The organism is Jeotgalibacillus terrae (assembly GCF_016908195.1).
Lineage (GTDB): Bacteria > Bacillota > Bacilli > Bacillales > Jeotgalibacillaceae > Jeotgalibacillus > Jeotgalibacillus terrae.
This window is the reverse complement of record NZ_JAFBDK010000007.1, coordinates 119,136-142,053: the sequence shown is the minus strand read 5'-3', so window position 1 is coordinate 142,053 and position 22,918 is coordinate 119,136. Positions and strand designations below refer to the sequence as shown.

Below are 22,918 nucleotides of genomic sequence, written 5' to 3'. Positions count from 1 at the left end.
CAGGTATTCAATTGGTTAAACCAGAAGCGATCAGTGAAAAATCGTACTGGTCGTATATTAACGACTGGAAAGAGGCGGGGGAGACAATTATTCCGGTGGCTTCTGCTCCCGGGACAGAAAGCTTTGAGGCACAGGTTCATAAGTGGAAAAATGAAGAACGTGGAGTAGATCTTCCGGCAGGTTGGGTGAGCAGTTCCCTCTACTTCTTAATCAATGAAGATCATAAAATACTCGGCGCTGTACATATCCGTCACGAACTAACTGAAGCGCTGATGAAACTCGGCGGTCACATTGGTTATGGCATCAGACCGGATGAAAGAAGAAAAGGCTACGCCACAGCAATTTTGCAGCAGGCACTCACGGAAACGGAGAAGTTCGGTATCAGTGAGGTGCTTGTTACATGCGATGACGATAATCCCGGTTCATTTAAAGCGATTGAATCAAACGGCGGAGTAAGAGACCCGCGCGATGAAGAAGAAAACGGCGTGCTGATCAGACGCTACTGGATCAGGTGAAGGGCTGCGCGATTTGTTATAGTAAAAAGAACAGATTTGAAAGGAACGATTTTAATGAGACATTCAACTGAACCATCACGTATGGACGTATTAAAATCCCGAGAAAAAATTTTCCTCGGACTGCTGATCGGCGGCGCATTGGGGCTGAACTTCCGTCTGATTAATGTGCTCATGATCGATGATATTACGATGGAGACTGTCAGTAATGTAGAACTGGGTATTTACATACTATTTTTCGTTGTTGCTGTATGCGGTATGCTCTGGATCAGAAAGCAAAAGCGCATTGAACTTGAGAAAAATCCTGAAGCTGGACTGAAAAAATGAATCCCTTTGATGAGTTCGAGACAGAAAGGTTAGCATTAGTTGCACTGACAAAAGAGCATACCCAATTTATTTTCGATCACTTTTCAGATCCGGTGGTCTGCAGGTTTTTACTGGATGAAGAAGTGTATACGGAAATGGAGGAAGCTGAAAACTTTATTTTATATAACGCCTATCATCCGAAAAAGAATCATAACCGCTGGGCGATCACGTTAAAGGATAGCGGCGATATGATTGGCACATGCGGCTTTCATCAGTGGGACCGCTACAATAATATTGCAGAGATCGGCTATGACCTTACCCCTGATCAATGGGGAAAAGGTTACGGACGGGAAGCTGTCACAGGTATGATTGAACACGGATTTCAATATATGAAGCTGAACCGGATTGAAGCTTATGCAGCAAAAGGAAACAGCGCTTCGATGAGATTACTTGAAAAGCTTGGTTTTAAGCAGGAAGGTCTTGTCCGCGATAAGCATCTGTTTCAGGGTAAGTATTATGACCATTACAGTTACTCAATTTTAAAAAGAGAATGGGAGAACGGTTCGTGATAAGCGGGCCGTTTTTGATGAACAATTATATTTGGAACAATCCACATAGTGAATGATTAGTTTTTGAAAGCTAAACAGGCTACAATAGATTTTACAAGAGACATAATCATGATGAGGAGTGATGGATGTGACGAATCGGATCAGCCAGATGCATGACGAATCAAAAAAAGTACTTGTACTCGGAGGGGATGGATTTTGTGGCTGGCCTACAAGCCTCCATCTGTCAAAAAAGGGCTATGAGGTCATTATTATTGATAACCTTTCACGAAGGAATATTGATAATGAGCTTGAAGTCGAATCTCTTACACCGATCAGACCAATGGGTGAGAGAATCAAAGCCTGGAAAGAGGTGACTGGAAAGACGATCCGCTACCTCAATATTGATCTGGCAACAGATTATGACAGGCTATATCAGATCATTTGCGAAGAAAAACCTCATGCAATGATACACTTTGCCGAACAGCGCTCAGCACCTTACTCCATGAAATCTCCACGGCATAAACGCTATACAGTAAATAACAACATGAATGCGACCCACAATATCCTGTGTGCAATTGCTGATTCCGGGCTTGATATTCATCTAGTCCACCTTGGCACAATGGGTGTATACGGATATGGCACAGCCGGAGTCAAAATTCCTGAAGGTTACCTCGATGTAGAAGTGAAAACGGAACAGGGCGAAGGAGTGGAACAGAAAATCCTGTATCCTACCAATCCAGGGTCTGTCTATCATATGACGAAATCTCAGGATCAGCTTCTTTTTCAATACTATAATAAAAACGACCAGCTCCGGATTACAGACCTTCATCAGGGAATTGTCTGGGGAACAAATACTGAAGAAACCAGTCTCGATGAACGACTGATCAACCGCTTTGACTATGACGGTGATTACGGCACTGTACTGAACCGTTTCCTGATGCAGGCAGCACTTGATTACCCGATTACCGTTCACGGTACAGGCGGACAGACACGCGCATTTATTCACATTCAGGATACAGTCCGCTGTATTCAGCTTGCAATTGAGAATCCGCCTGCTGAAGGGGATCTTGTCATGATTTTTAATCAGATGACTGAAACGCACCGCGTAGAAGATCTCGCTAAAATGGTGAAAGAACTGACCGGAGGCGAAATTGCTTACGTGCCGAATCCGAGAAAAGAAGCCGCAGAAAACGAGCTTCATGTGAAAAATGATCTTTTCTTATCAAAAGGGCTGAATCCGATTACGCTGAATAAGGGTCTTTTAGAAGAGGTGACAGATGTAGCTAGGCGTTATGCCAACAGGGCTGACCTGTCTAAAATCCCGGCCCGCAGTGTATGGACGAAGGACCAGCAGGCAGGTATACCTGTAAAAAAAGAAGCGGTGACCGATCAAACCTGACAGCAGGAGGAATCTATGAGAATTGCAATGATAACAGAAACGTTTCTGCCTTCAACAGATGGAGTCGTCACCAGACTGTGCGCCTCAATCAGGTGGCTGAGACGTCAGGGACATGAAGTGATGGTCATTGCGCCTGACCATGGCATCAAAGAATTCGAAGGAGCGATTGTAGCCGGCATTCCCGCCTACAATTTCTTTCTATATAAAGAAGACCGTAAATTTTCCTTTTACTCTAAAAAAGTTAAAAAGTATCTTAAAACCTTTAACCCGGATCTTGTGCATGTGGTGAACCCTTCATTTTTGGGTGTAACGGGTATTTATTATACGAAGAGACTGAAGCTGCCGCTGATGGCTTCATATCATACCCATGTGCCGAAATACGCAGATTACTATAATTTTTCCTATATGAAGCCGGCGATGTGGACATACTTCAAAACGCTGCATAACCGGGCGCTCTTAAACCTGTGCACGTCACAGACTGTCCTTGAAGAACTGCAGGAAAAGGGTTTTCATAATGTACACCTCTGGAAAAGGGGAGTAGACACGAAAAGGTTTCACCCTGACTTCTATCACGAAGACATGAGAAAACGTCTGTCGGGCGGGAAAACAGATAAAACGCTTCTGCTGTTTGTAGGCAGACTTGCAGCTGAAAAAGAAATTGAAAGAGTCAAACCGCTGCTTCAGCAGTCAGATAATTTCTGTCTGGCCATTGTCGGTGACGGACCAAATAGAGAGACCCTTGAAAAGGAATTTGCGGGTACCAATACAGTTTTCACCGGATTTTTGCATGGGGATGAGCTTGCTGAGGCATATGCCTCAGCAGATGTCTTTGCGTTTCCATCCACAACTGAAACGCTTGGGCTTGTACTGATGGAGGCAATGGCAGCAGGACTTCCTGTGCTTGCTGCAAAAAGCGGCCCAACAGGAGAACAGATTGAAGCGGGCAGGACCGGTGTACTTTTTGATCCTGCTGACCCGGAAGATCTATTCAGGGCAGCCGGTCAGCTGAAAGAATCAGAGAAGCGGACTAAAATGGGACAACTTGCGCATGAAGACATCCAGTCTGTAGGATGGGATGAATCTGCAGCGCAGCTCATGGATTATTATGAGGAAACGCTAAGGCTTCATAAAGATAGGCCTTAGACAAATGGGCAGGTGGAAAGATGAGCAGACGCGGATCAAAACAATTCGCTTCCTACAGTATAATAGGATTAAGCTGTGCACTGATTGATATCGGGGTGCTGAACGGACTGTTACTTGCTTTCCCGACCAGAGACAATACACTTTTGACAGTGTTCAATACAATCGCTTATACAGCGGCAATCCTGAATAGCTATTACTGGAATTCGAGATATACATTCAACGTGAATAAAACAAAAAAGCAGTTCGCAGGATTTATCACACAGGCAATCGTCAGCCTCTTTATCGCAAACGGAGTATTCATCGGCGGCCTCTGGCTGATCGAACAGGCAGAACTGCTTCCCGGATGGCTTGAAGCCAATACAGCAAAAGGGCTGTCGATGCTATTGTCATCCCTGTCGAGCTTTTTCTTTATGAAGTGGTTTGTGTTCAGAAGGTAAAATCACTTACTGATAACTCCCGCATCTAAAGGAGTAGGCTTTCTCATTCGGACGTTCTGTAATGGAAGAAAGTTTTGAGTCCCTAAACATATAACGTATTAATTGATATCTAAGTGTAGCGAAGCGTAAGGCGGTGACTCCGGGACGATTAGAGGGAAGCTGAGACCCCGCAGCCGAAGGCGAGGAGGCTTAGCAACCTCCGTCCGGAAAGCATCCGCCTGAAGCGCAGCGAAACGAGAAAGAGGATGGAACATGTAAAAAATGTCCCATCCTCTTTCTCGTTGTTTAGTTATTAAAAAACATCTCCGTAAAAAACGGCTGATTTTCTTCGTTAAAATCTACACCAACGCCAAGATATCCATAGTCAGGCTTCAGGATATTTTCCCGGTGACCAAGAGAATTCATCAGACCCTCATGTGCAAAAATCGCGCTGTATTGCCCGTAAGCAAGGTTTTCACCTGCAACACTATAACGGATGCCGTCTGTATCCATTCTGTCAAAAGGAGACTCACCGGCCTGGTTTGTATGTGAGAAGAATTGATTCTCTGCCATATCAACGCTGTGTTTACGAGCTGTTTCACTGACAGCCTCATTCCACTCAAGGGCATTCAAACCGTGCTCTGTACGGGCTGCATTGGTCACATCAAACAGCTGATGTTTGAATCCTTCTTCAAGTTCAGCTGAAGGTGCAGCATACAGTTCATCGCGGCCGTCTTCAAGATCTTCAGACACAATCTGCAGTGCCGTCACTGTATGATTTTCATGAAGATCATAGAAAATAGTAATATATGTGCCGTCGTAAGAAAACATATCGTATTCTCCGTCATCCTGCAGCTCATAGCGGACGAATCCTTTTTGAATATAAGAAAGCGGCTGTCCAAGCTCAGCTCTGACTTCTTCACGTGTACTGCCAATTTTAAGCGGAAGGGAGGAAGTGATCAGATCCTGATTCGTAAAAAGGCCGTTCACTTCATTATTGTTATTATAGGAAACCATAAAGAAATTCTGATATTGCTCATGATACGCATGCCAGTTTACACCGAATTCGTTCATAGAACTGCGGCTGGCCTGTCCGGCAGCAGCTTCCACATCAGCTTTAGCCTGTCCAAGTTCAATATTATGAACAGCAAAAAGCTTTTCAGAAGGAACATCCAGATCAGGGCGGGCGACGGCAGCTGTTTCATTTTCAGTGGAGATCTCCGGAGCGTCCTGAATCACTTCATCCACTTCTATAATGAAATCTGTGACTGAATCGAGAAATGATTCCCAGGTATCCTGCACAGAACCGCCTTCTATAGCAGCACCCGCACGGTCTGACAGTTGATCTATAAAGGATAAATTAACAGACTCAGGAAGGTAGTCCTCCCATAATGGTCTGGAGAAAAAGATGCCAAAGACGATGACAATCAGCAGAAGTAGTTTTCTCAAAGCACAATTCCTCCTATCTGTTATTTATTTTACATGATGGATGGGTTCTGGTGAAAGTGGGAAGGGAAGCAGGTGTGCGAAATGTGGCAGAGCAGTGAGTGATCGCGATTAAGAGTAGTTATCAGTACCCTTTTCGTGAGTGGGACAAACAATAGTGAGGGGGTGTACGGCGCAGTCGATGTTTTGTGGATTCGGCGCAAAACAGGTGGTGTTCGACGTAAAACCCGGGCAGTTCGCCACTTTTCATGCCATGTTCGATGTATAGTGAAATTTGACATATATAGCACGCTGTCCAACATCAAAAAAACCGCACCCTTTCAAAGGATGCGGTCTCACATATTATTTCGCTTCTTCAAACGCCGGATCATTGTACGGATGAGCAACCCAGCCTTCTTTTTCAATGAACAAACGGACGGCTACAACTTCGCGTTCATCTGTCAGCGTAAAGAAGTGTGGCGTGTTAACCGGGACAGAAATCACGTCGCCTGGTGCAAGGTTCACATCAAAGTAACCTTTGTCTTCGCTTTTAATAATAAAAATACCTGAGCCTGCTGTGATTGCACGCACCTCATCTTCAGTGTGCGTATGTACCTGCTCAAATTTTTTCAAAAGGTCTTCAAGGCCAGGTGTCTGTTCATTCAGGGAAATCACATCCCAGTTATGATAGCCGCGGCGCTCAGCCAGTGAACGGATCTCACCGTCAAAAACTGAAAGAACGGTTTCTTTATCTTCATCAGATAGACCTGTTACGCCCTGAAGCGCATCAGGCAGCTTTGCAGGATCCCACTTTTCATATAAAACGCCCTGATCTGAAAGAAATGCCTGAACCTGTTCTTCACCTTTAATTGTTTCCTGAGTGTCTCTGATTGTAATTGTTGCCATGTCTATCGTCCTCCCTGTGTATGAATTCGAAATGCCAAATGACTTTCAAATAGAAATTCAAATGCTTCAAGATGTTTTTTTGCTTCAAATGCATTGCGTCCCCAGACGGTAATGCCATGATTTCTAATCAGCACGCCGAACACATTGTCATCAATTTTTTCAGCTAACAGGTTAGCAAGGTCGGGTATATGTGCCGGATTTTCAATAATCGGTACGCGTAGCACTGCATCTTCTTCCCACAGGTTGAAAGCTTTAATGAGCTCCTGCCCCTGAAAGGTGACCTCACCTTTGTTCGCGTAGAGTTCAGAAATCACATTGTTACTGACTGTATGAACGTGAAGTGAGCAGCCGGCGTCAGTCAGTTCATATACTTTCTGATGCAGAAGTGTTTCCGCAGAAGGCTTCAATTGTGTGTCCTCAACAGGCTTGCTGTGCCGGTTAACAAGAACAAAGTCTTCGTCTGTGCGCTTATATTTATCCTTACCGCTTGCTGTGACCAGAAACTCAAGCGGATCATCGGATACTTTGATCGACAGGTTGCCGCTGGTACCGGGAAACCAGCCGCGGGCGCCGAGTACATCTTTTACATCTGCAAGCTCCTGCCATCGGGCTTTAAGGTCAATGGTTTTCATCTGCTGATGACCTCCTCTGTCTGTTTGAGATAGCTGATCACTTCATCAAAATGGGTAAACCGCTTGTAAGGCAAATTTAGTTCAAGGCATTTTTCTTCAAGATAAACCCCGCACACAAAGACCAGATCGGCCAGTTTTGCTGCTTCGAGGTCAGTCACTGAATCACCGATGACAATTTTTTCAGCATCCTGATCTGCGAGTTTTCTGATCAGGCTGGGTTTACAGCAGCCACAGTCGTTTGAACAGTACTCATCACATGCATGCGGCCAGGTAATACGGATGTACTGGCCCGAAAAATCACTGCCGTTGCAGTAAAGGTGATCTTCAAGGTGGAAAGGTGCCAGCATCGGCTTTACGAAAAAGTCGATGCCGCCGCTGACAATGTTCAGCGGAATGCCAGCTTGTTTTGTGTAATCAACGAATTCCCCGAAGCCTCCGCGGATTTCAGCAGTTTCGACAACATATTCTGTGATGTCTTTTTTCAGCTCGGAAGGCAGTGTTGCAAACATTTTCCCGACACCTTCACGTATCGATATTTCCCGGGAAAGAATCTGATCTTTAATCGGCTCCCAGCCCGGTGGATCAAAGTGTTTCATGATTGAAATAATATTGTCGGATTTTGTGATGGTGCCATCAAAATCACAGAAAATGATTCTCGACATTGGTCTCACCCCCAGAGTGCCAGTGCTTTTTCGAGCTCGGCTGATTTTGCGGCTGCATCTTCAAGCGTACCGCCCGCCTGCACCTCAGCAATCGCGTCACGGAAAGCCTTGGCACCGGCTGCCGCGCCGCCAGGATGGCCGTGAATACCGCCGCCTGCGTTAATAATTGAATCCTTTCCAAAGTCTTCGATCAGCTGAGGTACAAGACCAGGGTGGATGCCAGCTGATGGCACCGGGAACGCACGTCTCAATCTGCTGTCAGAGGTGAGCGCATCTCTGATCGCCAGTGTTTCCTGTTTTTCCATGGCCACACTGCCGTATGGAGAAGGGAATAGCACAAAGTCAGCGCCTGCAAGACGAAGCAGTTTGCCAAGCAGCACCTGGTTGGAAATTCCGTAAAGTGGTGAAGCTGTCAGGGCCCCGGATACTGCAGGGTGCGCCATAATCGGGACATCAATATATGGATCCTCAGCAAGACTTTGCAGTGTGTCCAGCCCGTATGCAAAAACATTAAATAATAGCGCATTCGCTCCAAGCGATACCGCCTTTCGTGCTTTATCCTTCAGGTCAAAGGTTCTTCCTGATAGATTCACTGCGTATAATGTCCGGTGGCCTGAACGTTCATATTCTTCGTTTAACACCTTCACACCGCGGCGGATCCGCTCTTCAAAAGGAGTGAGTGGATTATCAAACAGAATTTCATCATCTTTCACAAGATCAACACCGCCGGCTGCCTGAGCACGCAGCTGTTCTTCAAAAAGGTCTGTGCTCCGGCCAATCATCCCTTTGAATATACTCATGAGGAGCGGGCGGTCATGAACGCCTAGTTTATTTCTGATCGAATCAATACCGAATTGTGGACCGGGAAACTGTGCTTCAAGTGATTCATCGAGTTCAATATCAACCAGTTTTACTTCACCATCAAGTGAAAGCTTTCCGAAAATCGTTGTCAGGATTGCAGGAATATCTGCACTGAAGTTAGCTGATGGATAAGCGATCTTAATCAGACCCGCTTTACGCTCACCCAGATAACCGGCTGCCTGATGCGGGGAGGTTTCCTGAATAGAAACGACTTCACCTTTATGCTTCTTTAACTGCTCCTGATCAACTGCCGGCAGGTCCGTCCATGAACCGACAGTCAGCCCAAGGGCAATCGACTCTGCTTTCTTCTCCAAATTTCCTTTTGCATCATGTACAAGATAAGTCGCTGTAATCTTAGACATTGTCTACATCCTTTCAAAAACCAAAATAAAAAATCCGCTCCCAAAGAGGAAGCGGACATCAAAAATGCATGTTCTTCCTCTTATCCTTCAGCTTTCGCTGTGAGAATTAGCACCTTGAATCAGCTTTTTATTGCTGAAACAGGTTGCCGGGTTTCATCGGGCTCGTCCCTCCACCTGCTCTTTATAAGAGTTTCATACGTATTCGGTTGGATTTAAAATCATGTACCGAATTATGGCAGACATCTTCAAAAACGTCAAGCCGCTTTTTCAGAAAATTATATTTTTGTACTTTTAGTTTATGAGTGAAATTGTCATGTTACTTATAATTTAGCGGGTGTTTTCCGCTTCAGACTGTAACGTAGGTCAACAACGGCTCTAAGTAGCATAGAAAATATATATAGAATTTGTAAATACATTTTAAGCGGATCCTTGGAGTGAAGGACGGAGTCTCCTGCAGAAAACGATCGTGAAAGCCCCCGGAAGGCTGTGGTTTTCTGATTGGCCTGGGCGTTCTTCCGCGGAAAGCGAAGTCTTTCACGGAAAGGATCCGTAGTTATCCAAAAATTTTTTTTGAAAAACGCATTGACAAACAGTCACTCAATTCCGTAAACTTGCAATTATGAAATCGAAATAAACCAGAAACATCCAATCGCATATACCACTCTTATCGAGAGTTGGCTGAGGGAATTGGCCCTATGAAGCCCGGCAACCGGCCCCGCTGTATATATTCAGCAGGGACACGGTGCTACATCCAACAGACGTAATGGTCTGAGAGATAAGAGGTCGAATCAGTCTAATTCTGCCTCTTTCTTTTATAGAAAGGGGCTTTTTATATGTCTAAAAAAGGAGCGTGGAGCAGATGGGAAAAGCAGAACGGCTGAAAAAAGCAAGGCCGCCCGTTCAAAAAGATACATACGGTGGCAGACTCCCGCCAGGTCAGACGCTGACAGAGAAATTTCCGATCCTCCATGAAGGTGAAGTACCGGAATATGACCTTACCACATGGAACTTCAAGCTTTTTGGAGAAGGTGTTCAAAATAGGGAGTTTACATTTGATGAGCTTATGCAGCTTCCACAAACTACAATTGTGAAAGATATCCACTGCGTCACAAGGTGGTCGAAATTTGATAACGCATTTACCGGTGTGACAATCAGAGAGTTGTTAAAAGACTTTGAAATCCCTCAAGGCACAAAATACGTCATGATTTATGGTGATTACGATTACGAGACGAACCTGCCACTTGAGGATCTACTGAAAGAAGATATACTGCTGGCGCATTCCTATGAAGGGAAGCCGCTCACTGCAAAGCACGGCTATCCATTCAGGTTAATCGTGCCGCACCTTTATTTCTGGAAGAGTGTGAAGTGGATCAGAGGCATTGAGTTTCTGAAGGAAGACCGCCCAGGCTTCTGGGAACGCAACGGTTTTCACAATTATGGTGAAGTACACAATGAAGAACGATTCTCAGGAGAAGACCTAGAAATTCCTGAAGATGAATGGCATAAAAAAGAATTTGATTAAAGGGGAGAGACAATCATGACGAATGTACGTGAAAACATATATGAACCTTTCACAGAACAAAGTGTTCTTGTGTATCTGGAGCAAAAAGGACTGATTACAGACCGCCGGGAAGTCACTTGTCAAGAGGTTGGTGACGGTAACTTGAATTATGTCTTTATCGTAAAAGATCTTCAGACAGACAAGTCACTGGTTGTCAAACAGGCGCTCCCTTATGCAAAAGTTGTGGGCGAGAGCTGGCCGCTGTCACTTGACCGTGCGCGTATCGAGCGGCAGGCACTGCAGGAAGCAGCGAAGCGTGTGCCGGAACTTGTGCCGCAGGTATTTGATTACGATGACGACTATGCAGTAACAGTAATGGAGGATCTGTCAGATCATGTGATTCTCCGTAAAGGATTGCTGGATGGGAACATTTATCCGAATATAGCAGCAGACATCGGCACTTACCTGGCTGAAAACCTGTTTCATGCATCAGATGAAGCGCTTGGTCCGGTTGAAAAGAAAAAGTTAGCGAGACAGTTTGTGAACCCGGACTTATGCGATATCACTGAAAAACTGGTATTTACGGATCCTTATTACAATGCTGAATCCAACTCATACCCTGATAACCTTCAGGAGTCAGTGGAATCACTGTGGCATGATGATCGTCTAATCTTTGAAGTCGCAAAATTGAAAAAACAATTCTTGACTGAAGGGGAGACATTGCTTCACGGAGACCTTCATACAGGCAGCGTGTTTGTAACAGAGACCTCAACAAAAGTCATTGACCCGGAGTTTGCTTTTTACGGACCGGCCGGATTTGATATTGGTGCATTCATTGCGAACTTAACGCTTAATTATATTGCCCAGCAGGAAAGAGCGGATGACAGCAGACGTCATGAGATCAGCGCCTACCTGCTTGAGACGATTGAGCAGACGTGGGCAGTATTTGAAGAGCGTTACCGCACACTTCTTTTAGAGAAAGGCTTTGACGATAGGCAGCGCACAGAGCAGTATGCGGATTACGTCATTCATAAAATCTGGCAGGATACACTTGGGTTCGCAGGATGTAAAACGATCCGCCGCATCATAGGGCTTGCGCATGTTGAGGATATTGACGGGATTGAAAATGCAGCAGGCAGACTGCAGGCGCAGCAACGCGCGATTGAAACAGGCAGATCACTCATTTTTAACCGCTCAGTATGGCGCTCACCAAAGAGCTTAACGGCGTATTTGAAGGGGCTGGAGAAATGACAGCAGAATTTATTAAACCGGTGATCTGGGAAGGTGATGCGATCAGACTTTTGAATCAGCAGAAACTTCCCGGTGAAGTGGAATACATCTTTTTAAAAACAATTGAAGACGTCTGGGACAGCATCAGTGAACTGAAGGTGAGAGGCGCGCCTGCAATCGGCATTGCAGCAGCATATGGCTTAGCACTTTGGGCGAAAAAGAACGGATCTGATGACCTTCAGACTTTGAAAACGGATCTGACGGAAAAATCAGCCTACCTGAATTCTTCACGACCAACAGCGGTCAATCTGTCGTGGGCACTTCAAAGATTGCTGAAGGCATCTGGTGAAGAGGCTTCTGCTGAAAAAGTCATCACACGACTTGAAACAGAAGCGATTCTGATTCAGCAGGAGGATGAGGAAACATGCAGACGGATTGGTGAGTACGGCTTTTCACTCCTGCCGGAACAGGCAACGGTTCTCACACACTGTAATACAGGTGCGATTGCCACCTCAAAATACGGTACTGCCCTTGGCGCATTTTACATTGCAAAGGAACAGGGGGCAGATATCAGTGTCTTTGCAACTGAAACCAGACCGGTTCTTCAGGGAGCGAGGCTGACTGCATGGGAGCTTCAGCAGGCAGGGATTGACGTGACGCTTATCACAGACAATATGGCAGCTCACGTACTGAGAACAAAACAGATCGATGCCATTTTAGTCGGTGCCGACCGCATCACAGCCAACGGTGATACAGCGAACAAAATCGGTACATACGGGCTGGCGATTTTAGCGAAAGCACACGGGATCCCGTTCTATATCGCAGCACCGCTATCAACGATTGATTTGCATACAGCAACCGGTGACGATATTGTCATTGAAGAAAGGCACGCCGAAGAAATTACCCATATTGCAGGGAAACGGATTGCCCCTGAAGGAATTAATGTATTCAATCCAGCATTTGATGTCACACCGCACGAACTGATTACAGGTATCATCACAGAAAAAGGTATTGTATCAGGTGATTATGAAAGCGGCCTGGCCGAACTGTTTGAGCCGGCACGTATATAAAAATACTGGTTCACTCCGCTGCTAATTGCCCAATGTATCACATGCACGTATCAGCGCAGTGAACCGTTTATCAGCAACAACCTTTTCCCTACTAAATTGATCAGTATACCCATTGACTTTAATAAATTAACTTTTTAAAGGAGTGCAGAAAATGAAAAAAGGACTTACTTTACTATTACTCGTATTAACATTGATTCTTGCAGCATGCACAGACCAGCAGCCTTCATCACAGGAAGAAAGTGAGCCGGAGGAAGCAGTTGAGGGGACAGCAGAAGAAACAGCTGAAGCTGCAGAGGAAACATCAGCTGAACAGACATCGCAGGGAAGTGATGCAGAGATCCCGGCAGCTGTTGATCAGCCGCTGAAAATTGCTGCCATTATGGAATTTTCAACAGGTACTTTCGCTTCCCAGTACGTAAGCGGTCTTGAAGCACAGGTTGAAAAGTTTGGCGGGGAAGTTCAGATCTACAATGCGAACAACGATTTATCACAAATGGCCAATCACCTTCAGACAGCCATCAACCAGGGTGTAGATGGGATTTTAATTGACCACGGTCGCGCGGAAGCACTGAATCAGGGCGTTGAAGAAGCGCTTGAAAAAGGAATCCCGGTTGTCACATTTGATAATGATATTACAGCTGAAGGCGTGACAGCAATCAGCCAGGATGACTATAGCCTCGCGTGGGGAACATTGAAGCAGCTTGCACAGGATATTGATGGAGAAGGAAATATTGTTTATGTATGGGCCGGCGGATTTACACCGCTTGAGAGACGTAACGTCATTTATGAAGCATTCCTTGAGCACTATCCGAACATTGAAGAGGTGGCGCGCTTTGGAAGTGTGAGTAATAACACGGCACTTGATTCACAAAATCAGATGGAGGCTGTCTTGAAGAAATATCCTGAAGAGGGATCAATTGATGCAGTCTTTGCACCATATGACGAGTTTGCAAAAGGTGTCACGCGTGCGATCCAGCAGGCAGGACGCGATGAAATTAAAGTATACGGCATTGATTTAAGTGATGAGGATCTGCAGATTATGCAGGCAGAAAACAGTCCATGGGTGACAACAGCAGCAACTGATCCTGCTGAAGTGGCAGGTGTTCAGGTAAGATTCCTGTATCAGAAGATCGCAGGCGAAGAAACACCGTCTATTTACGCGCTTGATCCTTCTGTTGTAAATGTGAGTGATCTGCCGGATGAGCCTGTGACAATGGCTGATGTCGGTCAGCATATTGAAGGATGGGGCTCACCAAATGTTGCGCGTTCACCATGGATGGACGCACTGGAGGCGAAAAACGCACAATGAGTTTACTACAGGTTCAACAGCTTACAAAGTCATTTGGCCCGGTCGATGTCCTGAAGCAGGTGGACTTCTCCGTTGAACCTGGCGAAGTTCATGCGCTGTTAGGCGTAAACGGTGCGGGTAAAAGTACACTCGTGAAGATCCTTTCGGGAGATTACGAAAAAGATAGCGGCATCATTCAAATCAACGGGGAAGAAGTCCATTTTACTTCCCCGTCTGAAGCACAGGCAAAAGGAATTGCTATCGTTGTGCAGGAAGTGGATACGGGACTGATTCCGAATCTGCCTGTTGTTGAAAACCTGACTCTTGATTTAACGGTTGGAGGGAAAAACAGCCGTCCGATCAGCTGGAAAAAGCGACGTCGTATTGCAAAGGAGCGGCTTGCAAAAGTAAATACGCATATTCCGCTGAATCAGCTGACTGAAGACTGCACGCTCTCCCAAAAGCAGATGATCCTGCTTGCACGTGCAGTGGCATCTGAGGCGAAAATTATTATTTTTGATGAACCGACTGCTCCTTTAAGCGACCATGAAACCAAGCAATTGTTTCAGGTGATTGAAGAGTTAAAGACACAGGGGATCGGTATGATCTATATCTCACACCGCATGCAGGAGATCAGTCAAATTGCAGAACGGATGACTGTGATGAGAGATGGTAAAGCAGTGGCTGTCTATGAAACGGGGAAAGTTTCATCTGAAGAAGTGATTCAGACCATGCTTGGCAAGCAGCTTCATAAAGCAGATTATCATCACCGTAAAATCAGCGGAGAAACGATTTTTGAAATTGATCATCTGTCAGTACCTGAGACCGGAAAACAAGTCAGCCTGACAGTTGGAGCGGGTGAAATTGTTGGGGTTGCAGGTCTTGTCGGAGCAGGGAAATCTGAAACAGCCAATGCGATCTTTGGTGTAACGAATGCAAAAGGAAAATGGTTTGTAAACGGCCACAGCGTGTCTATTAAAAGTCCCAGTCATGCAGTCAATGCAGGTCTTTCATTTATTCCGGAAGAGCGCCGTAAAAGCGGTGTAATGATCGAATCATCTGTACAGGAAAACCTGTCTCTTCCGGCGTTGAAAAGCTTTTCGCCGGCCGGCTGGATTAATCGTAGAAAAGAACATCAGTCTGCACTTCAGCAGATTGAAGAGCTCGGTATCGTGACATCTTCCCCAAAAGCACTGCTGAAACATCTCAGTGGCGGTAATCAGCAGAAGGTCTCGATCGGTAAGTGGCTGAATCACGACAGTAACGTATTTATTTTTGATGAGCCGACAAAAGGAATTGATATCGGAGCAAAAAATGATGTGTTCCGTCTGATTACACATTTAGCTGACCAGGGCAAAGGTATCCTTTACTTCACAAGTGAGTTTGATGAATTACTTCAGATTGCTGACCGGATTCTGGTGATGGCAGATGGGGAAATAACAGATGAAATGCAGAATCAGGAAGCAACTGAAGCGCGCCTGATGACTGCAGCGACAGGAGGTAATGCAGTTGAAACAGCTGAATATAAGCGACTATCCGCAACAGGCAGACCTTAAGGAGCGGATCGTCAACTTCTTCATGAAATTTGGCACACTCCTGGCACTCGGACTGATTATTGTATTTTTCAGTCTCACAAATGAACAGTTTTTAACGTATGGCAACATTACTGATATTCTCCGCTCAATCTCGATTGTCACGCTTGTCGCGATTGGCGTAACGTTTTCGATGATCGTAGGCGGCTTTGACTTATCTGTAGGCTCAACTGTGAGTCTTGCGACAGTCGCAAGCGGCGCACTGCTTGTGTGGCACAGTCAGGAACTGTTAGTCGTACTGATTGTTCCGCTCGTATTGGGTGCCCTGATTGGTTTGATTAACGCATTTATAGTAGTAAAGATTAGGATTCCAGATCTGATCGGAACCCTTGCAGTCATGTATATCATCAACGGTGTCCATCTGACTTATACAAAAGGATATTCAATTTACGGTAATATGCCGATGCCGGACGGGAGTGGAACGGCGCCAGGTATATTTATTCCGGCATTCCAGTTTATTGGTCAGGGACGTCTCTTTAATATTCCTTTTCCGGTCATTCTGATGGTTGTGATCGTTGCACTTGTTCACTTATTCCTGAATTATACGCGTGCAGGACGCCTGTTCTATATGACTGGCGGGAATAAAGAAGCGGCGCGTCTGTCCGGCGTGCCGGTCAACCGATACCGCACATATGCTTATGTGATCAGTGGGGTCTTTGCAGCACTGGCAGGAATTGTCCTTGCCGCAAGGATTGGTACAGGTCAGGTATCAGCAGGAGATCCGCTGCTGATGGATGGTGTGGCGGCAGCACTTATCGGTTATTCCGTCTTCGGTGCTGGAAAACCGAATGTGATTGGAACGTTTGTCGGGGCGATCATTATCGGGATTCTGTTAAATGGACTGACAATGATGAACGTGCCATACTACGCTCAGGATATTATTAAAGGCGGCATTCTTGTTGGTGCACTTGCACTGACGTACTTCAGGAAAAAAGAGTAGTGATGAAAAAGCGGTTATTTAAAAAAGCTGAAGAAAATGATGTTATCAACCACCAACCGGATATAATCGTATTTCAGTATTTTACGATAACCGCAAAAGAGCTTTCATGCCGCGGCATGAAAGCTCTTTTCAAATCTGTTTTATTCACCGCGGCGATCGTTATCAAAATCATCAGGGGCAAATGGGTTATTCCCGCGCTGATCATTTTCAAAGTCATCTGAATCGTTTACGCTGTCCCATGCTGATGTGTCACGTGACAGATCATCGCTCCAGTCGTGATCGACAGGTCTCTGATCTGCGTCATCACGCACAGCTTCCTGAGGAGGTGTTGATTCAGTATGCTGACTGCCTTCGTTACGGTGTTCTTCTTTCATCTTCTCTTTTTCACGTTTTGCATTTTCTCTGTTGATTTCAGTGTTTTCAGCTTTTCGTTCCATTTTGTCAAGGTAGCGCGAAGCATTGTCGCGACCGCCAAGTCCAAAGGCAAGACCGAATGCCAGTGCAGCTGCACCAAGAATCAGAATGAACGCTGAGTTCACAATTGTATCTGCTACACCCAGCTGGTCAAGTGCCATGAAGAGTGCAAGGGCCATAATCGCATACTTCGCGACTGAGCTGAGCATTGAAAGCTCTGATCCTTCAAGCAGGCTTGCAAGAATGCGCTTGACCACATTTGCCAGGATAATACCAAGTCCAAGAATCACAATCGCAGTAATCACGCTTGGCAGGAATGCCAGGACTGCTGTGCCAAGATCGACAAGGAAGCTGAGTCCAACAATCTGGAAAGCTTCAACAACAAACAGAATCACAACAATAATCTGTACAAGATAACCAACAATATCAGATGGTGTCATACTGCTGCCTGATGCTTTCCATCCGCCAACGCGGAGATGGCTTGTTACGTTATTAAAGCTGAGTCTTGAAAGGAGATCCGCTGTGAAACGGCGTGCCCATTTACCAATGAACAGACCAACAAAGATCAGAAGAATCGCAATGACAATGTTCGGAATCATTGCCATGACGTCATCAAGCATGTTAATCGCAGGGCCTGTAATTCCTTCAATCTGCAGACGTTCAAGCGCTGAGATTGTGACTGGAATCATAATCAGAACGAACACGATTGTTCCAATAATTGATGAAATAGACGTGTCTTTCAGTACTTTATCAAGACCCAGTCTTGTGCCAAGCTTATCTGTTCCGACTGCATGAAGGAAGTTAGAGACAATGTCCCGTACAATCTTTGCAACAATCCAGCCAATCACGAAGATCAGTGCTGCAGCAACAAGTCTTGGGATAAAGCCAAGGAAACTTGCAAGCATGCCGCTGAACGGTTCAGACACTGCGTCAATACCAAGTGCACCGAGAATACCCGGCAGGAACATCAGTAAGACAAGATAGAACACGATTGTTCCGGCGCTGTCTACATAGCTTCCAAGATTAGAAGAATCTTTTACATACTTACTGTCACGTACTTTTCTGTTCTGAACAAGCTTATGTCCAACTTTGACAACGACAGTTTTTAATACGATTGCCAGAATATAAGCCAGCAGTAAAATCAGTGCTGCTGTTAAGACATTCGGGATAAACGCCAGAATCGTACTCATCATATCGACGAGCGGTGAAGCAATAATATTCAGATTAAGAATGTTAAAGAATAAGATAAAGACAAATACCATCAGAATCCAAAAGACAATTGTTCCGGCAATCTTCTCAGGTGTCCACTTCTTAGAAGATGTTTCTTCTCCTTCCGGCGGTACTGAGCGACGCCCTCTTCCGGGTGATCCATACTTGCGGATAACCCCGGTTTTCTTCAGTAATTTTTCGACACCGGCTGACACTGCTTTCGCAATAATGAAGCCGACAAACAGAACGATCAGGGCAAGTACAAGATTCCCGAGAGAATTCAGAAATCCACTCGTATTAAACCCATCGCCTGAAAACCAGGTATTGTTCATATAAACCCTCCTCCGTATTTTTATAGTCAACTATTAGATTCCCCTGTTATGACAAATAAAAACTATTTTTAATATAAATTTTCAGAAAAATAAAAAAGCCAGTGCCTTTGCACTAGCTTTTCAGACGGCTTACTTCATCTTCTGACAGATGCCGCCACTCACCGGGCTGCAGGGAACCGAGATGAATATGTGAAATTCTGATTCTCTTTAAGTCTGTGACATGGTTTCCGTATGCACTCACCATACGCCGGATCTGCCGGTTCAGTCCCTGTTTTAAAATGATCCGGAACGTAAATTCGCCGGTTTTTTCAGCAAATGCAGGCGAAGCTTCTTTTCCTTTTATGAGAAGGCCGCCTTCATGCATCTTCTCAATCATCTGATCTGATACCGGCCGGCTCGTACGAACGAGGTATTCTTTCTCCTTCGCAGCTTCTTCCTTCATTAATGGATTCACAATCGACCCGTCATTTGTTAAAAGCAGCAGTCCAGTTGACGCTTTATCGAGTCTGCCAATGGCAAAAATACGTGATTCCCACTTCAGATATTCAATCAGATTCCCTTCGATGGCAGTCTGCGCTGTACAGGTGATACCTTCAGGTTTATGAAAGGCAAGATATACTGGCTCGGCAGGAGGAGGCAAAGGAAGACCGTCTACTAAAATATGATCTGACTCCTCGACCTCTGACTTAAAAGTACAGACTTTGCCATTCGCAGTTACCCTGCCGGCTTCGATCAGCCTGCCTGTTTCACGTCTGGAATACACACCGCTTTTCGCCATAAAAGTCTGGATGTGTATCATTTATAATAAGAATTTTTTCACAACGTGCGCTACGCCGTGTTCCATATTGGATTTTGTGACAAAGTCAGCAGCTTCCTGTATATCAGCAGGTGCATTCCCCATTGCAACACCAAGTCCTGCATACTGAATCATCTCAAGGTCATTATAGCTGTCACCGACTGCAATGATCTCAGAGCGGTCAATGCCAAGCTTTTTCCCAAGCTGTTCAAGGCTCGTTCCTTTTGTCACGCCATGCTCTGTGAATTCAAGGAAGTAAGGCTTCGAACGGTACACGCTGAGCGTGCCTGCAAGCTCTGCTTTAAGCGTTTTTTCGACCTTTTCAAGTACGCTGCCTTCTTCAAGCATAAGTACTTTAACAACCGGTGAATCAACTGCTTTTTTAAAGTCATCCGTCAGTGCAACCGGCAGACCCGTCAGCGTTGATTCAATCTGTGTGTACTCATTATCCTGGGGCGTCAGGATCGCTTCATTCACATACGTCTGAATACCGACATTTTCCCTTTGGCTCAAGTCATAAAGGTGGTGCACCGTCTCAGGTGAAAGCGTGCTTTCAAACAACAGTTCCTTCGTTTTCGCGTTAAAAATATTCGCTCCATTATATGAAAGGATATAACTTCCGTAATCCGCCAGACGCAGCTCGTTCGCCGTATCCCACATGCCAAACGTCGGGCGTCCGGAAGCAAGCACGACCTTGATGCCTTTTTCCTGCGCCGCTAAAAGTGCTTCAGCCGTCTCTGCAGAAATCGTATGGTCATCCTGCAGCAGTGTGTCATCCATATCTAAAACGATCATTTTGTAAGTCATAATTAGTCTCCTTCTTGTCTATACATATCTCTATTTTACTGGAGAGGAGGGCGGGGTGGCAAGTTGAGTGGGGTATGGGGATGGGGTGGGGGGTTCAGGAGATTACCTGTGTGGTTCAGGAGATTATGACTGGTGTTCATGAGATTACGCGGAACGATCATGACATTACACGTATGGTTCATGAAATCATGCAATTAGACCTATGCGAAGTTGTCAGCACTCGCACACACCAAAAAATGCCCTCAGGAAACTGTGTTGAAAGTTTCCTGAGGACATTAAGAGAGATAGTGCCGAGAATGACGGCGGGGTTCTTGGCAGATGACCGTTGCAGCCGTTGATATGACCATAAACCCGGGTGTATCAGACCATTGCCGGGCAATCATACGACCATTACAACGCGAAGCCAGTTAATCAAGGCAGCGGATAATGCTCAATTCCGTTAAACTTCACCAGGTACAGCGTATCATCCACATAGATCATGCGCTGGACCATACTTTCATATTCCTCGTACAACTGATCCGGATCTTTTTCATCCAGATATTCAGCTGCAAGTTCAATGCCATCTGTGGTAATGGAATACATCAATGCTCCCTGGCCAACGAATTCCAGTCCCATTTCATTTTCACCGTCATAGAGCATAACCGGGAAGCCGTAAAGCCCACGTTCATTATGACGGAAAAGCGCTTTGTGATCATATTGAATCGGAGAATAGGTGCCGCGTCCGCCGATGACTTCCACGTCCTTTTCAACCGGATTGTTAAAATCAGTAATATCAAATAGTGAAATCTTCATGCCTTCCTGTCTGACGATCGGCGCCTCACCAGGCTTTGATTCTTCAAGAGAAGTCTCAGTGCCAAATCCGATCAGGTGATTTTCACCAAGCGGATGGAGGTAGGAGCTGAAGCCCGGGATTTTCAGTTCGCCAAGCACTTCAGGATTTGCCGGATCTGCTGTATCGATGACAAAGAGCGGATCGGTTTCCCTGAACGTCACAATGTACGCCTTATCACCCATAAATCTTGCCGAATAGATACGCTCACCCGGCGCAAGGTCTTCAACTGAACCTGTCAGCGCCATTTGAGAATCGAGAATATACAGGTTATTCGTTGACGGCTGATCCTCTGACCACATTGAGCCATCTGTTGTCGCGACGCGGAAATAACCGTTGTACTCATCCATCGAGAACTGATTAAGCACGCGTCCCGGCACTTTACCCTGAGCTGTAAACTGAACGTCAAGTTCGTCGATCGCAAATTTATAGATCTCTGTTTCATCATTCATCCCGCCAGCCGGCATAATTTCCATCGTTGTGAAGAATGAGTATTGAGCAGCTGCAATATAAAGATTCTCTGCAGACATATATAATTGACCGCTGCTGCCAAGGTAAGAATGAACAGTAGCTTCTGTTTCAGGCTCATTGACAGGGATCGCTGAAATAGTCGCATACTCAGCGCTGTCTGTCTCAGGCAGTTTCTGAATCTGATCAATCGGCTGTTCGAAAAATTCGTCAGATACAGCGCTGTCTTTAATGTAAGGCTGTAACCTGACTTCAGCTTCCGTTTCCTCCTGCATAATCCATACATTCGGATGGTGATTGGTCACCATGTAAAGGATATCTCCAACCATCCTTGAACTGGCAAGGTATCCTTCTGAAGAAAATTCACGTGTCATGGAAGGGGCGGCAGGGTCCGCTACATCATAAATTTTAGCAGTCGTTGTACTGACTTCTTCACCGGGTTCACTATGCCAGTAATCACCCACTACAACGAGTAAGTCTTCATGCAGATAAAGTTCTGTCCCGTAAAAATTCCCTTCAGAAAGCGGGATCGTCTGAAGCAATTCAGCTGAATTGTCTTCAGCAATCTGGTGTATTCTGATTTCCTCATTCCGATATAGTGTGTAAATGAATTCGCCGTCTGTCTGTACAAGATCGGCTTCCTCCACACCTTCTACCTGATTATTCGTAACAGAATGATCTCCTGTTGCGCCACCGCCGTCTGAAGCTGTGTCAGCTGATTCGCTTGCCGACTCCTCCATCGCGCCTTCTCCCTCGACATTTCTTGAACGCTCGTTTTCAGCAATCGCAGCAAAATGGTCTCTCAATTCCTGTTCATTTGCGAACTTGGGCAGATCTTCAACGATTTTAAACTCAATCATCTGACCATCACTCAGCTTCAGGCCGAGAGACGATCTGATCTCCTCTGACAAATGAAGCGTATAGACTGCATCCGCCGCGTAACCGCCTTCAGGAGGTGCAATTGAAAGTGTGCGCCCTTCATGAATCAGTTCAACACTCACTTCAGCTTCCTTGCCATCCTGATCACGCACCGCCACCGTCTCTTCATTAACTGTGTCATCACGCATCTGTTCAGTAAAATGCAGCCTCCACGTATGATCGCTGAACACTGACCGGACTTCAGCACCGCTCGCTGTATTCGTCACTTCAGGCTTTTGCAACAAATAGAACGCCAGGGCACCCCCTGCAACCAGTAAAATTGAAACAGCAATGTACCATTTTTTCATCAATATGAACCTCCCATCAGGAAATATTTCGTTGATTAGTTAGT

21 protein-coding genes and 2 riboswitches are annotated in these 22,918 nt (G+C 45.6%); of the genes, 12 read left to right on the top strand and 9 right to left on the bottom strand.

What is annotated here, in order from left to right:
- Positions 1 to 11 precede the first annotated feature (11 nt).
- The 6 genes from JOD21_RS09050 (at position 12) to JOD21_RS09025 (ending at position 4,345) form a co-directional block, all read left to right on the top strand.
- A complete protein-coding gene (locus JOD21_RS09050) occupies positions 12 to 515 on the top strand; it encodes a GNAT family N-acetyltransferase (RefSeq protein WP_239581514.1) in 504 nt (167 codons plus the stop codon).
- 54 nt (positions 516 to 569) lie between these two features.
- Positions 570 to 839, top strand: a complete 270-nt coding sequence (locus tag JOD21_RS09045; RefSeq protein ID WP_204729292.1) for a hypothetical protein — start codon at positions 570 to 572, stop codon at positions 837 to 839.
- Positions 836 to 1,387 (top strand): GNAT family N-acetyltransferase, encoded by a 552-nt coding sequence (locus JOD21_RS09040; protein WP_204729291.1) that lies wholly within the window; start codon positions 836 to 838, stop codon positions 1,385 to 1,387. The genes JOD21_RS09045 and JOD21_RS09040 overlap by 4 nt, the downstream gene beginning before the upstream one ends.
- Positions 1,388 to 1,514: 127 nt before the next feature.
- Positions 1,515 to 2,765, top strand: coding sequence for an NAD-dependent epimerase/dehydratase family protein (locus JOD21_RS09035; protein ID WP_338032891.1), 1,251 nt, complete (start codon positions 1,515 to 1,517; stop codon positions 2,763 to 2,765).
- Between the two features lie 15 nt (positions 2,766 to 2,780).
- Positions 2,781 to 3,908 carry a glycosyltransferase family 4 protein gene (locus JOD21_RS09030; RefSeq protein ID WP_204729290.1) on the top strand — a complete coding sequence of 376 codons (1,128 nt, stop codon included), beginning with the start codon at positions 2,781 to 2,783 and terminating at the stop codon, positions 3,906 to 3,908.
- A 20-nt stretch (positions 3,909 to 3,928) separates the two neighbouring features.
- A complete protein-coding gene (locus JOD21_RS09025; protein ID WP_204729289.1) occupies positions 3,929 to 4,345 on the top strand; it encodes a GtrA family protein in 417 nt (138 codons plus the stop codon).
- Between the two features lie 285 nt (positions 4,346 to 4,630).
- Here the strand turns inward: JOD21_RS09025 and JOD21_RS09020 are convergent, their stop codons facing one another.
- From JOD21_RS09020 to JOD21_RS09000, 5 genes are all read right to left on the bottom strand, one after another.
- The gene (locus tag JOD21_RS09020; protein ID WP_204729288.1) at positions 4,631 to 5,773 is read right to left on the bottom strand and encodes a CAP domain-containing protein; all 1,143 of its coding nucleotides are present in this window, start codon (positions 5,771 to 5,773) and stop codon (positions 4,631 to 4,633) included.
- A gap of 339 nt (positions 5,774 to 6,112) precedes the next feature.
- On the bottom strand, positions 6,113 to 6,655 hold the full coding sequence (locus tag JOD21_RS09015; protein ID WP_204729287.1) for a 1,2-dihydroxy-3-keto-5-methylthiopentene dioxygenase: 543 nt from the start codon (positions 6,653 to 6,655) through the stop codon (positions 6,113 to 6,115).
- Between the two features lie 2 nt (positions 6,656 to 6,657).
- On the bottom strand, positions 6,658 to 7,287 hold the full coding sequence (locus tag JOD21_RS09010) for a methylthioribulose 1-phosphate dehydratase (protein ID WP_204729286.1): 630 nt from the start codon (positions 7,285 to 7,287) through the stop codon (positions 6,658 to 6,660).
- Entirely contained in the window at positions 7,284 to 7,949 is a 666-nt protein-coding gene (locus JOD21_RS09005; protein ID WP_204729285.1) for a 2-hydroxy-3-keto-5-methylthiopentenyl-1-phosphate phosphatase, read from the bottom strand. Before JOD21_RS09005 ends, JOD21_RS09010 begins: the two co-directional genes overlap by 4 nt.
- A gap of 5 nt (positions 7,950 to 7,954) precedes the next feature.
- On the bottom strand, positions 7,955 to 9,172 hold the full coding sequence (locus tag JOD21_RS09000; RefSeq protein WP_204729284.1) for a 2,3-diketo-5-methylthiopentyl-1-phosphate enolase: 1,218 nt from the start codon (positions 9,170 to 9,172) through the stop codon (positions 7,955 to 7,957).
- A gap of 77 nt (positions 9,173 to 9,249) precedes the next feature.
- Positions 9,250 to 9,362, bottom strand: a riboswitch (SAM riboswitch).
- Between the two features lie 471 nt (positions 9,363 to 9,833).
- A riboswitch (SAM riboswitch) is annotated at positions 9,834 to 9,954 on the top strand.
- 77 nt (positions 9,955 to 10,031) lie between these two features.
- On the opposite strand from JOD21_RS09000, the gene JOD21_RS08995 reads away from it, so the two are divergent.
- From JOD21_RS08995 to JOD21_RS08970, 6 genes are all read left to right on the top strand, one after another.
- Positions 10,032 to 10,694: a sulfite oxidase-like oxidoreductase gene (locus JOD21_RS08995; RefSeq protein ID WP_204729283.1), complete on the top strand. Its 663-nt coding sequence runs from the start codon at positions 10,032 to 10,034 to the stop codon at positions 10,692 to 10,694.
- Between the two features lie 15 nt (positions 10,695 to 10,709).
- Positions 10,710 to 11,924, top strand: coding sequence for an S-methyl-5-thioribose kinase (gene mtnK / locus JOD21_RS08990; protein WP_204729282.1), 1,215 nt, complete (start codon positions 10,710 to 10,712; stop codon positions 11,922 to 11,924).
- Entirely contained in the window at positions 11,921 to 12,973 is a 1,053-nt protein-coding gene (gene mtnA, locus JOD21_RS08985; RefSeq protein ID WP_204729281.1) for an S-methyl-5-thioribose-1-phosphate isomerase, read from the top strand. The genes mtnK and mtnA overlap by 4 nt, the downstream gene beginning before the upstream one ends.
- Positions 12,974 to 13,124: 151 nt before the next feature.
- Positions 13,125 to 14,282 carry a sugar ABC transporter substrate-binding protein gene (locus JOD21_RS08980; RefSeq protein WP_204729280.1) on the top strand — a complete coding sequence of 386 codons (1,158 nt, stop codon included), beginning with the start codon at positions 13,125 to 13,127 and terminating at the stop codon, positions 14,280 to 14,282.
- The gene (locus JOD21_RS08975) at positions 14,279 to 15,817 is read left to right on the top strand and encodes a sugar ABC transporter ATP-binding protein (protein ID WP_204729279.1); all 1,539 of its coding nucleotides are present in this window, start codon (positions 14,279 to 14,281) and stop codon (positions 15,815 to 15,817) included. The genes JOD21_RS08980 and JOD21_RS08975 overlap by 4 nt, the downstream gene beginning before the upstream one ends.
- 22 nt (positions 15,818 to 15,839) lie before the next feature.
- Positions 15,840 to 16,793 carry an ABC transporter permease gene (locus tag JOD21_RS08970; protein WP_239581525.1) on the top strand — a complete coding sequence of 318 codons (954 nt, stop codon included), beginning with the start codon at positions 15,840 to 15,842 and terminating at the stop codon, positions 16,791 to 16,793.
- 140 nt (positions 16,794 to 16,933) lie between these two features.
- Here the strand turns inward: JOD21_RS08970 and JOD21_RS08965 are convergent, their stop codons facing one another.
- The 4 genes from JOD21_RS08965 to JOD21_RS08950 form a co-directional block, all read right to left on the bottom strand.
- Positions 16,934 to 18,748, bottom strand: a complete 1,815-nt coding sequence (locus JOD21_RS08965) for a mechanosensitive ion channel (RefSeq protein WP_204729277.1) — start codon at positions 18,746 to 18,748, stop codon at positions 16,934 to 16,936.
- 112 nt (positions 18,749 to 18,860) lie between these two features.
- Positions 18,861 to 19,526, bottom strand: coding sequence for a pseudouridine synthase (locus JOD21_RS08960; RefSeq protein WP_239581513.1), 666 nt, complete (start codon positions 19,524 to 19,526; stop codon positions 18,861 to 18,863).
- 21 nt (positions 19,527 to 19,547) lie between these two features.
- Complete coding sequence (locus tag JOD21_RS08955; protein WP_204729276.1) at positions 19,548 to 20,351, bottom strand: Cof-type HAD-IIB family hydrolase; 804 nt, start codon at positions 20,349 to 20,351, stop codon at positions 19,548 to 19,550.
- A gap of 411 nt (positions 20,352 to 20,762) precedes the next feature.
- A complete protein-coding gene (locus tag JOD21_RS08950; protein WP_204729275.1) occupies positions 20,763 to 22,874 on the bottom strand; it encodes a beta-propeller domain-containing protein in 2,112 nt (703 codons plus the stop codon).
- Between the last annotated feature and the right edge of the window lie 44 nt (positions 22,875 to 22,918).

Excerpts from the sequence above, each read along its gene's own strand:
- JOD21_RS09045 (WP_204729292.1), top strand. The coding sequence starts at position 570 with ATGAGACATTCAACTGAACCATCACGTATGGACGTATTAAAATCCCGA.
- JOD21_RS09040 (WP_204729291.1), top strand. The coding sequence starts at position 836 with ATGAATCCCTTTGATGAGTTCGAGACAGAAAGGTTAGCATTAGTTGCA.
- JOD21_RS09030 (WP_204729290.1), top strand. The coding sequence starts at position 2,781 with ATGAGAATTGCAATGATAACAGAAACGTTTCTGCCTTCAACAGATGGA.
- JOD21_RS09025 (WP_204729289.1), top strand. The coding sequence starts at position 3,929 with ATGAGCAGACGCGGATCAAAACAATTCGCTTCCTACAGTATAATAGGA.
- JOD21_RS09015 (WP_204729287.1), bottom strand. The coding sequence starts at position 6,655 with ATGGCAACAATTACAATCAGAGACACTCAGGAAACAATTAAAGGTGAA.
- JOD21_RS09010 (WP_204729286.1), bottom strand. The coding sequence starts at position 7,287 with ATGAAAACCATTGACCTTAAAGCCCGATGGCAGGAGCTTGCAGATGTA.
- JOD21_RS09005 (WP_204729285.1), bottom strand. The coding sequence starts at position 7,949 with ATGTCGAGAATCATTTTCTGTGATTTTGATGGCACCATCACAAAATCC.
- JOD21_RS09000 (WP_204729284.1), bottom strand. The coding sequence starts at position 9,172 with ATGTCTAAGATTACAGCGACTTATCTTGTACATGATGCAAAAGGAAAT.
- JOD21_RS08995 (WP_204729283.1), top strand. The coding sequence starts at position 10,032 with ATGGGAAAAGCAGAACGGCTGAAAAAAGCAAGGCCGCCCGTTCAAAAA.
- mtnK (WP_204729282.1), top strand. The coding sequence starts at position 10,710 with ATGACGAATGTACGTGAAAACATATATGAACCTTTCACAGAACAAAGT.
- mtnA (WP_204729281.1), top strand. The coding sequence starts at position 11,921 with ATGACAGCAGAATTTATTAAACCGGTGATCTGGGAAGGTGATGCGATC.
- JOD21_RS08980 (WP_204729280.1), top strand. The coding sequence starts at position 13,125 with ATGAAAAAAGGACTTACTTTACTATTACTCGTATTAACATTGATTCTT.
- JOD21_RS08975 (WP_204729279.1), top strand. The coding sequence starts at position 14,279 with ATGAGTTTACTACAGGTTCAACAGCTTACAAAGTCATTTGGCCCGGTC.
- JOD21_RS08970 (WP_239581525.1), top strand. The coding sequence starts at position 15,840 with ATGAAATTTGGCACACTCCTGGCACTCGGACTGATTATTGTATTTTTC.
- JOD21_RS08965 (WP_204729277.1), bottom strand. The coding sequence starts at position 18,748 with ATGAACAATACCTGGTTTTCAGGCGATGGGTTTAATACGAGTGGATTT.
- JOD21_RS08960 (WP_239581513.1), bottom strand. The coding sequence starts at position 19,526 with ATGGCGAAAAGCGGTGTGTATTCCAGACGTGAAACAGGCAGGCTGATC.
- JOD21_RS08955 (WP_204729276.1), bottom strand. The coding sequence starts at position 20,351 with ATGACTTACAAAATGATCGTTTTAGATATGGATGACACACTGCTGCAG.
- JOD21_RS08950 (WP_204729275.1), bottom strand. The coding sequence starts at position 22,874 with ATGAAAAAATGGTACATTGCTGTTTCAATTTTACTGGTTGCAGGGGGT.